The organism is Haloplanus sp. (assembly GCF_028275055.1).
Taxonomy (GTDB): Archaea; Halobacteriota; Halobacteria; order Halobacteriales; family Haloferacaceae; genus Haloplanus.
Genome location: NZ_JAQCNJ010000080.1, coordinates 1 through 9,109 on the forward strand (window position 1 = coordinate 1; position 9,109 = coordinate 9,109).

Genomic DNA, 9,109 nt, shown 5'->3' on the forward strand with positions numbered 1-9,109 from the left:
CGACCGCCGGGACCGAAGCGCTCGCGGCGGCGCGGGCGGCCGGTCTCGATCCGGACGTGCGTTTTGGCACCCCACAGGCGGTCGGCGAAGCCGCCGCCCGCGGACTCGACGTGTTGCTTTTGACCGCGGCCGACGAACTCTCGACCCACCTCGATACCCTCCGCGACGGCAACATCAACTACGAGGTTGTCGACACGGCGGAGTAGCCGGGCCGGGGCGTCTCACACCACGACCGTCTCGCCAAGATCGGGTGCCGCCGCGTCGAACCCGTCGGCCCGGAGTTGCTCGGCGAACCACACACACCGGTCGCCGTGGTTCACGAGCACCCGCCCGTCGCGGTACGACTCGAGAAGCGACACCAACCCACCGCGGTCGGCGTGTGCCGAGAAGTCGTACTGCTCGACCTGCGCGGCGACGGGCATGACACGGCCGTCGATTTCGGCCCGCCCCGTCTCCATGAGGCTCCGACCGGGCGTTCCCTCCACCTGGTAGCCGGTCATCGCGATCTTGTTCACCGGGTTGGCTCGGATCTCGGGGATGTACGTCATCGCGGGGCCGCCGGAGAGCATCCCGCTGGTGGTGATGATCGCCGCCCGCTGGTCCGTGATCCGTCTCCGCTGGCCGTCGCGGCCGGTGACAAAGCGGGCGTGTGACGTTGCACGCCGGAGCGCATCCGCATCACGGACGAATCCCGGATGCCGGCGGATCATCTCGGTGACGCCTTTCCCCATTCCGTCGACGTAGCAGGGGATGTCGTGTGCCTCACAGACGAGCATCATCTCCTGTGTCCGCCCGATCGCAAAGGCCGGGACGACGACCGTCCCGCCCTCCCAGAGCGTCGTCTTGACGCTCTCGGCGAACCGCTTCTCGACCGTCCCCCGACGCTCGTGGTCCACGTCGGCGTACGTGCTCTCACAGACGACGACATCGGCGTCGGGCCGGGCCGTCGTCCCCGGAACGAGTCGTTGTCCGGCCGGCCCGGTTCGGTCGGTCTCTGTTCCCGCCCCTGCCCCCACCCCACCGTCGACGTGGAAGTCCCCGGTGTACAACAGACGGGTGTCGCCGTCGTCGACCAACACGTGTGCGCTCCCCGGAATGTGCCCGGCGTCAAAAAACGTCACCTCGTGGCCGGCGGCCTCGAACGATCCTCCGTAGCCGTGGGTCTCCGACACCTCGGTCACCCGCTTGACGTCGTTCTCGGTGAACGGACACTGGAGTGTGCCCCCGTGGAGTTTCAGCGTGTCGCGGGCGAGTGTGAGCGCCAGTTCCCGCGTCGGCGGCGTCCAGTGGATCTGGGGCCGGGCGTCGCCCGACAACAACGACGGAATCGCGCCGACGTGGTCGAGGTGGCCGTGGGAGACGACGACCGCGTCGGGAACCGGCGTCTCGACCGGGAACTGCGGCGGGCTGTCGGTCAGCATACCGAAATCTATGAGGAGGGCGTCGTTCACGAGAACGGCACTTCGCCCGACCTCGCGAGCGCCGCCGAGAAACCGAAGCTCCATTACCCGCCGGTAGCCGCCCACGCGGTTAGTGTCCGTCGCTTTCGGTCCGCTCCGGACTCATGGCTCCAGTTCGTACTCGATACGATCGACGTCTTCTCCCTTCGAGACGCGGTTCGTGATCCGGACCCGTCCCACGTCCCCGAGACGGTCGACGTGTGTCCCGCCACAGGGACACAGGTCGAAGTCGCCGACTGCGACGACCCGGAGCGGATCGACGTGTTCGGGGATCAAGTCGAGTTGGGTCCGGCCCTCCGGTACCGCGTTCTCGACCGCTTCCCGAGGCCGTTCCCCCTTCTCGACGGTGAGGTCCTGCCCGATGACCTCGTTCGACCGACGCTCGATGGTCGACAACGCCTCGTCGTCGAACGCGGCCGGTTCGAAGTCGATCCGCGCACCGTCAACAGACACCTGATTCCCCACGGTCGCCGCCCCGAACGCGTCGAGAACGACCCGCGAGACGACGTGTTGGGCGGTATGCATCCGCCGGAGCCGTTCCCGACGGTCGCCGTCGATCCGACCGGTGATCGTCGTGCCCGCCTCGGGGCGGTCACCCTCCACTCCCCCGAGATGGTGGCGCACGTCGCCGTGGTTCTTCTCGGCGTCGACGACGGTGGCTCGGCCGCCGTCCCAGAACAACACCCCTCGGTCCGGCGGCTGACCGCCGCCGCCGGGGTAGAAGTACGTCCCGTCGAGGACGAGGTAGTCGTCGGTCGCCTCGGTAACGGTTGCCTCGAACTCGGTGACGCCGTCGGCATCGGGAAGATAACGGAGTTCCGTCATGCCCGAGCGGTGGCAGTCGATGGACAAAAGGCTGTAGCCTGCCGACCCGGAGCGGTTCTGGTCGGATCGGACCGGAACCCGGCGGGGACAGTGCTATTCCGGCGAGACGAACGGCCCGAACTCGTCGACCGGCATCACGGAGTAGTCGACGCTGAGGGTGTCCTGTGTCGCCCGGATCTTTCCGACGAACGTGGAGATGGTGTCCAACTGTCCTTCGAGAACGAACAGTTCCATGCAGTAATGCGAGCCGACGTGGCTGTGGAAGTTGGCGACCACGAGGCCCTCGTAGTCGTGGCGCAGACCCATCATACGCTCCTCGACGCTCGTCGTCTCGTAGTCGAAAATGACCGTCACGACCGCCATCAGATCGCGGTTTTCGAGGCGCTTGTCCTCGAACTCGCCGAGGAGGTTCCGCGACGCTTCGCGGACGACCTCGCTCCGACCGGTGTAGCCGTGTTCGTCGGCAAAGGCGTCGATCCGCTCGACCAACTCCTCGGGCATCGAGACGCTAACGACAGTCATGTATTAACTCGTCGGCGTTCAGATATTAATCGTTACTATCCACGGCCGTCGCGCGAGCCTCAACAGACCGGCAGAAACTCGACTGCCTCCCGCGTGGTCGTCTCGCCGAACAGCCAGTCGGCGTGGTCGATGGCGTACTCGTGGTGGGCCGCCTCGACGTAGCCGATGGCGTCGGTCACGAGAACGGGCCGGTAATCCCGCAGTCCCGCGCTGCCGGCCGTGTGGAGGACACAGACGTTCGCGAGCGTTCCACAGATCAGGAGGTCGTCGATACCTCGGGCGGAAAGCCACCCGTCGAGTTCCGTCCCGTGGAAGGCGTCGTACGTGTGTTTCTCGACCACGTGGTCGTCGGGCCGGACGTCGAGTTCGTCGACGAGTTCGGCCTCCCACGACCCCTCAACGACGTGTTCACCCCAGCGGTCGAACTCGTCGTAGTAGTGGGTGCCCTCGAACTGCTCCGGCGGGTGGATATCGCGGGTGTACGCCACCCGAACGCCCGCCTCGTGTGCGCGGTCGACGAGCTCCGACACCTCGTCGACGGCCGCCTCGCTCGCCGGGGCGTGGAGACTTCCATCCGGGTGACAGAAGCCGTTCTGCATGTCGACGACGATCACCGCGGTCCTGTCGGGATCGTATGGCATGGACCGCCGGTATGGACCCGGGGCAGGTAAACGGTCGGTTCGGACGCCGACGGACCGACGGGTTTTCACCCCTCGGGGTCGTGATGTCGACAACGAATGATTTCGAAGGGCTGTGAACAGTGTGCCAAGGGCGGAAAGATGGTGCTGTTCGTCTACGGCTACTGCGATCAGCGCGACTGTTTCGACTGCCCGCTCGGGGAGAATCGAAAGAACGTCGACACCGTCTACGCCAACGAACGCGAGGTACACTCCGACGAGGATGTCCTCACCGAGGCCCACCGGATGGACGCCCTCGGCACCTCGATCACGGGCGGGGAACCACAGGAGGCGCTGGACCGCACCTGTCACTACCTTTCGTTGTTGAAAGACGAGTTGGGCGAGGACCACCACACCCATCTTTACACGGGCATCACGGGTGGCCGGGAGAATATGCGTCGCCTCTCGGAGGCGGGATTGGACGAGATTCGGTTCCATCCACCGCTCGATCTGTGGGGTGACCTCCACGGCACCGAGTGGGAGGAGATCCTCCACATCGCCCGCGACGAGGGTCTTACACCCGCGTTCGAGATTCCCGGTATTCGCGCTGAGACGGAGTTTCTCGACTTTCTCGACGAGGGTGCGGCCGACTTCTGTAACGTCAACGAGTTCGAGATGTCAGACGGCAACTACCGACGGATGCAGGAGGCAGGTTTCGAACGCAAGGAGGGGCACATGAGCGCCGTCGAGTCGCCGACCGAGGAGATACTCGACGTCATGGGCGACCACGACAAGGTGTACTTCTGTACCTCGGTGTTCAAAGACGCCGCTCAGCACCGTCGGCGGCTGAAGCGGATGGCCCGCAAGATCCGCCGGGAGTTCGACGAGGTGACCGACGACGGAACGCTCGTCTACGGCAAGACGTGGGTGACCGAAGAACGGTTGCGTGATCTCGGGGTTCCCGACGAGTACTACACCGTCAAATCCGACCACGTCGAACTCGCGTGGTGGCTGTTGGAGGAGATGGTCGACGAGGGCGATGTCGGCGAGGGCGAAATCGTCGAACAGTATCCGACCGTCGACGGGACCGTGGTCGAGCGGACGCCGTTGGCGTAGCGGTCCCGACCGCCGCGGCTCCGAGTCGAACGCCCGCGCTTTGGCCCCGACACGGCCCCGAAAGGCAACGCCGTTGTGTGGCCGTTCACGCCCGGCGTCCGGTGTGCTCGCAGGCCCACACATCCGGCGGCTCCCCGCCGTGTGGGAGGCGTTTCGCTCGGTTGCCACCGAGACACTCGGTGTCGCGTTGTTTCTCGTGGGACCCACGTCGCCCGCGGCGTGGCTCTGGTATGTAGCGCAGGCCCGCCGGATCCGTTCCGCAAACACCTTATACGCCCGTTCCAAAATTTTCCAACGATCAGTAGCATGCCGAGACAAGAGGTTCTCGAACGAATCAAGACGGCCGAGAACGAGGCCAAAGAGATCGTCGAGGAAGCCGAGGCCGACCGCAGAGAGCGCATCGCCGAGGCACGGGAGCGGGCCGACGAAATCCGCGCAACGGCCGAAACCGAGGCCGAGGAGATGGCGGATAACCGGTTGAGCGAGGCCGAGGCGGAGATCGAGGCCCGGGCCGAGGAGATTCGAGAGGAGGGGCAGGCGGCCCGGGAGGAACTCATCGCCCAAGCCGAGAAACGAATCGACGAGGTGGTCGAGTACGCCACCACCCAGTTCGAGGAGGCGGTGCATGCTCAGACCTGAACGGATGAGCAAGGTCTCGGTGACGGGATCGAAGGGGGTCATGGACGATGTCGTCGAGGCGGTCCATGATTGTAATCTGCTCCATGTCACCGAGTACGACAACTCGTGGGAGGGGTTCGAACCGGGGACGCCGGTTCAAGGCGCTGACGACACCTCGGAGAAACTCGTTACCGTCCGCTCCATCGAGAGCATCCTCGACGTGGACCCCGAGGACGCGGGCCCGACCCGCATCGTCACCGACGAGGCCCTCGACGAGGAACTCGAGAAGATTCGCGGGCGCGTTAACGAACTCGAGGACCGCCGCGACGACATCCGCGACGAACTCGGGAGCGTCGAGGAGCAGATCGCGTCGATCGAGCCGTTCGCCACGCTCGGGATCGACCTCGATCTGCTCTCCGGCTACGACACCATCGACGTGGTTGTCGGCCAGGGCACGGCCAACGAGGTGGAGCGAGCGGTGGCCGACGCCGCGGGCATCGCGGCCTTCGAGGTGTTCGCCGAGGAAGACGTGGTGGCGGCCTTCGCTCGACCGACCGACGACGCCGACGAGGACGTTCTCACCGACGCGCTCGTCGGCGTTGACTTCACCGCGCTCGAGGTTCCGGACGCCGAGGGCTCGCCGGAGGAGTACGTCGCGGAACTCGAACACCGGCGACAGCAGCTGTCCTCGAAACTCGACACCGTCGAGGACGAACTCGAGGAGGTGAAAGTCAAGCGGGCCGACTTCCTGCTTGCGGCCGAGGAGAAACTCTCCATCGACGTTCAAAAACGGGAAGCCCCGCTCTCCTTTGCGACGACGGACAACGCCTTTGTCGCCGAGGGCTGGGTTCCGACCGCGGAGTACGCGACTCTCAAGGCGGCCATCACGGATGCGGTCGGCGACCACGCCGAGGTCGAGGAGCTCGAACGGGCGTCGTTCGACGCGGACGGCTTCGAGGCGGTCCGGGAGAACGTTTCGGTTCCGGCCGATCCGGAACCGGCCGACCCGGCGGCCGCCGACGGCGGCGACGAGGTCCGGGCCGACGGCGGGGGTGGCGTCGTGATGCGCGACGACTCCCCGCCGGTCGTCCAGAACAACTCCGACGCCGTCAAGCCTTTCGAGGTGCTCACCCAGGCCGTCAGCCGCCCGAAGTACGACGAGTTCGATCCGACGGTCGTTCTCTTTCTGACGTTTCCGGCCTTTTTCGGATTCATGATCGGTGACCTCGGGTACGGGGCGCTGTACACCCTCATCGGCTACTACCTCTACAACAGTTTCGAGGGTGACGCGTTCAAGAGCATGGGCGGTGTCACGATGTTCGCCGGGGGCTTCACGATGCTCTTTGGCGTTCTCTACGGCGAGGTATTCGGGTTGCACCTGATCGCGACGTATCTCTGGGAGGGTGTCGTCGGACTCTCCCACGCGCCGATGGAGAAGGGCCTCTCACCGTCGGGCCAGTCGTACGCGCTGACGTGGCTCGTCGTGAGCATCCTGATGGGCATCGTCCATCTCAACGTGGGCTATCTCTTCGACTTTATCGAGAACCTCAACCACCACGACGCCAAGCACGCGCTCTACGAGAGCGGGTCGTGGATCCTCATGCTCAACGGGCTGTGGGTGTGGATTCTCTCGCAAAGCGCCGTGAGCTACAAGCCCAACTTCATCTTCACCATCTTCGATGGGTCGGGGGCGGCTCCCGAAGCCGGCGAGGCGATCAGCGCCACCTACGCGCTCGGATTCAACGGCTTCCCCGAACTCGTCGGGCTGGTCGGGTTCGGTGCGTTCGCCGTCGGTCTCGTTTTGCTTGCCGTTGGCGAACCGATCGAGATCATCGAGTTCCTGAACGTGTTGGTGAACGCGTTGTCGTACACCCGGATCGCGGCCGTGTTGCTCGCGAAGGCGGGGATGGCCTTTACCGTTAATCTCCTCTTTTTCGGCGTGTACGTCACCGAGTCGGGCTCGGACGCGGCCTACCACTTCGGTCTCGGCCATATGCCCCAAGTCGGGGATATGGCCCACGGCCACGAGGTCACCGAGATCATGTTCGGTGGACTGGTCCACTCCGGTCCGGCGATGCTCGTGGTTGGCCTGCTCGTGCTCGTGCTCGGCCACCTGCTCGTTCTCGCCTTGGGTGTGACGAGCGCCGGCCTGCAGGCGGTGCGTCTCGAGTACGTCGAGTTCTTCGGCAAGTTCTACAACGGCGGCGGTAAGGAGTACGAACCGTTCGGCTACGAACGGACGTACACCACGGAGGACTGACTCCCCCGCTGTTTCGGCTTCGCCGCCGCGGGTCACGCGCCCGGATCCGGGCCATTTATGTACTCCGCGTGTGTGACCGCATCGGACGCCTCACCGGCTGACGCCTCTTTCGTTTCCGTATTCGACAATTCTGACGAGAGTGTTTGGGAAGCTTTATGAGAGTCCTGAAGGCAAGTACCTCCTGTTCGGAGACAGTAAACGGACTCCACACTACCATCCACAATGTACGAAATTGCAACGCAGCTGGCATCCGTCGCACTGCAGGCAGAAGGGGCAGCCGCACCGGCCATTCCGGCCTCGGCCGCCGCGGCACTGGCCGTCGGTCTCGCGGCCTTCGGCGCAGGGTACGCCGAGCGTGGCATCGGCGCCGCCGCCGTTGGCGCCGTCGCCGAGGATCAGGACCTCTTCGTGCAGGGCCTGATTTTCACCGTTCTGCCGGAGACTCTCGTAATCCTCGCGCTGGTCGTCGTGTTCTTGGTCTAATCGCCTCTCTCCCGTTTCATCATGAGTTTAGACACAGTCGTCGAGGACATCCGAGAAGAAGCCCGTGCGCGTGCGGAAGAAATTCGCGCTGAGGGCGAGGACCGCGCCGCCGAGATCATCGAGGAGGCCGAAGCCGACGCCGACGAGATCCTCGAGGACCGCGAGGCGGCGGTCGAGCGTGAGATCGAACAGCGCCGCGATCAAGCCGTCTCCAGCGCGAAACTCGAGGCCAAGCAGGCCCGACTCGAGGCGCGACGCGACGCCCTCGGGGACGTCCGCGAGGCGGTCGAGACCGCCGTCGTCGACATCGACGGCGAGCGCCGGCGATCGTTGACCGAGACGCTTCTGGACGCGGCCGCCGAGGAGTTCGACGAGGGCGAGTCGGTGTCCGTCTACGGCCGGGCGGACGACGCGGAACTGCTCGAAGACCTACTCGAGGACTACGACGGTTTCAGCGTCGCCGGGGAGTACGACTGCCTCGGTGGCGTGGTCGTCGAGAGCGAGGAGTCGCGCGTTCGCGTGAACAACACGTTCGACTCGATCCTCGAGACGGTCTGGGAGGACAACTTGAAGGAACTGAGTGACCGATTGTTCGAGCGATGAGCGCGAGTCCCGGCGGTTCGAACCCGGAGTACGTCTCGGCGCGCGTCCAGTCGCGGAAGGCTGCGTTGTTCAGCGACGACGACTACCGGAAGCTGGTTCGCATGGGCCCCTCCGAGATCGCGCGCTTTATGGAGGAGTCGGAGTACGAACGCGAGATCAACGCGCTCGGGGCGCGCCACTCGGGGGTCGACCTCATCGAGTACGCGCTCAATCGCAACCTCGCGAAACATTTCAACAACCTGTTGTCGTGGGCCGATGGCCGGCTGTACGACCTGATCGCCCGGTATCTCCGGAAGTTCGACGCGTGGAACGTAAAAACGGTGTTGCGCGGGATCTACTCCGACGCGGCCCGCGAGAACGTCGAGACCGATCTGATCCGTGCGGGCGAACTCCCCGAGCGGCTCCTCGACCGCCTGCTCGATGCCGGCTCGATAGAGGACGCCGTTGGTCTGCTCGACGAGACGATGTTCGGCGAGTCGCTCACCGACGCCTTCGACGATTACGAGGACAGTGGCGTGTTGGTCCCGTTGGAGAACGCGGTCGACCGTGCCTTCTACGAACAACTGCTCGCGGACCTCGTCGTCGACGAGGCGACCGAGACGTAC

The 9,109-nt window shown here is 65.1% G+C and carries 10 protein-coding genes and 1 pseudogene; 7 read left to right on the top strand and 4 right to left on the bottom strand.

The genetic code is table 11. The features are described from left to right. Positions 1 to 206 (top strand): annotated as a pseudogene (locus Q0925_RS10405) (Crp/Fnr family transcriptional regulator); the annotation flags it as partial. A 15-nt stretch (positions 207 to 221) separates the two neighbouring features. On the opposite strand, the gene Q0925_RS10410 reads toward Q0925_RS10405, so the two are convergent. The 4 genes from Q0925_RS10410 to Q0925_RS10425 form a co-directional block, all read right to left on the bottom strand. Next, positions 222 to 1,505 carry an MBL fold metallo-hydrolase gene (locus Q0925_RS10410; protein WP_299335117.1) on the bottom strand — a complete coding sequence of 428 codons (1,284 nt, stop codon included), beginning with the start codon at positions 1,503 to 1,505 and terminating at the stop codon, positions 222 to 224. 57 nt (positions 1,506 to 1,562) lie between these two features. After that, positions 1,563 to 2,285 carry an alanyl-tRNA editing protein gene (locus Q0925_RS10415; protein ID WP_299335119.1) on the bottom strand — a complete coding sequence of 241 codons (723 nt, stop codon included), beginning with the start codon at positions 2,283 to 2,285 and terminating at the stop codon, positions 1,563 to 1,565. A gap of 93 nt (positions 2,286 to 2,378) precedes the next feature. Continuing rightward, complete coding sequence (locus Q0925_RS10420; protein ID WP_299335121.1) at positions 2,379 to 2,807, bottom strand: CopG family ribbon-helix-helix protein; 429 nt, start codon at positions 2,805 to 2,807, stop codon at positions 2,379 to 2,381. 59 nt (positions 2,808 to 2,866) lie between these two features. Then, the gene (locus tag Q0925_RS10425; protein ID WP_299335123.1) at positions 2,867 to 3,448 is read right to left on the bottom strand and encodes a cysteine hydrolase family protein; all 582 of its coding nucleotides are present in this window, start codon (positions 3,446 to 3,448) and stop codon (positions 2,867 to 2,869) included. A gap of 96 nt (positions 3,449 to 3,544) precedes the next feature. Here Q0925_RS10425 and Q0925_RS10430 point away from each other — a divergent pair, with 96 nt between their 5' ends. The 6 genes from Q0925_RS10430 to Q0925_RS10455 all read left to right on the top strand — a co-directional run. Further along, complete coding sequence (locus Q0925_RS10430; RefSeq protein WP_299335126.1) at positions 3,545 to 4,540, top strand: radical SAM protein; 996 nt, start codon at positions 3,545 to 3,547, stop codon at positions 4,538 to 4,540. A gap of 306 nt (positions 4,541 to 4,846) precedes the next feature. Further along, a complete protein-coding gene (gene ahaH, locus Q0925_RS10435) occupies positions 4,847 to 5,179 on the top strand; it encodes an ATP synthase archaeal subunit H (RefSeq protein WP_299335129.1) in 333 nt (110 codons plus the stop codon). After that, a complete protein-coding gene (locus Q0925_RS10440) occupies positions 5,166 to 7,418 on the top strand; it encodes a V-type ATP synthase subunit I (RefSeq protein ID WP_299335132.1) in 2,253 nt (750 codons plus the stop codon). Before ahaH ends, Q0925_RS10440 begins: the two co-directional genes overlap by 14 nt. A 222-nt stretch (positions 7,419 to 7,640) precedes the next feature. Further along, positions 7,641 to 7,901, top strand: a complete 261-nt coding sequence (locus Q0925_RS10445; RefSeq protein WP_299335135.1) for a F0F1 ATP synthase subunit C — start codon at positions 7,641 to 7,643, stop codon at positions 7,899 to 7,901. Between the two features lie 21 nt (positions 7,902 to 7,922). Further along, positions 7,923 to 8,504 carry a V-type ATP synthase subunit E gene (locus tag Q0925_RS10450; RefSeq protein WP_299335137.1) on the top strand — a complete coding sequence of 194 codons (582 nt, stop codon included), beginning with the start codon at positions 7,923 to 7,925 and terminating at the stop codon, positions 8,502 to 8,504. Then, a partial coding sequence (locus tag Q0925_RS10455) for a V-type ATPase subunit (RefSeq protein WP_299335139.1) occupies positions 8,501 to 9,109 on the top strand: 609 nt, incomplete at its 3' end. The genes Q0925_RS10450 and Q0925_RS10455, both read left to right, overlap by 4 nt.

Excerpts from the sequence above, each read along its gene's own strand:
- Q0925_RS10410 (WP_299335117.1), bottom strand. The coding sequence starts at position 1,505 with ATGGAGCTTCGGTTTCTCGGCGGCGCTCGCGAGGTCGGGCGAAGTGCC.
- Q0925_RS10415 (WP_299335119.1), bottom strand. The coding sequence starts at position 2,285 with ATGACGGAACTCCGTTATCTTCCCGATGCCGACGGCGTCACCGAGTTC.
- Q0925_RS10420 (WP_299335121.1), bottom strand. The coding sequence starts at position 2,807 with ATGACTGTCGTTAGCGTCTCGATGCCCGAGGAGTTGGTCGAGCGGATC.
- Q0925_RS10425 (WP_299335123.1), bottom strand. The coding sequence starts at position 3,448 with ATGCCATACGATCCCGACAGGACCGCGGTGATCGTCGTCGACATGCAG.
- Q0925_RS10430 (WP_299335126.1), top strand. The coding sequence starts at position 3,545 with ATGATTTCGAAGGGCTGTGAACAGTGTGCCAAGGGCGGAAAGATGGTG.
- ahaH (WP_299335129.1), top strand. The coding sequence starts at position 4,847 with ATGCCGAGACAAGAGGTTCTCGAACGAATCAAGACGGCCGAGAACGAG.
- Q0925_RS10440 (WP_299335132.1), top strand. The coding sequence starts at position 5,166 with ATGCTCAGACCTGAACGGATGAGCAAGGTCTCGGTGACGGGATCGAAG.
- Q0925_RS10445 (WP_299335135.1), top strand. The coding sequence starts at position 7,641 with ATGTACGAAATTGCAACGCAGCTGGCATCCGTCGCACTGCAGGCAGAA.
- Q0925_RS10450 (WP_299335137.1), top strand. The coding sequence starts at position 7,923 with ATGAGTTTAGACACAGTCGTCGAGGACATCCGAGAAGAAGCCCGTGCG.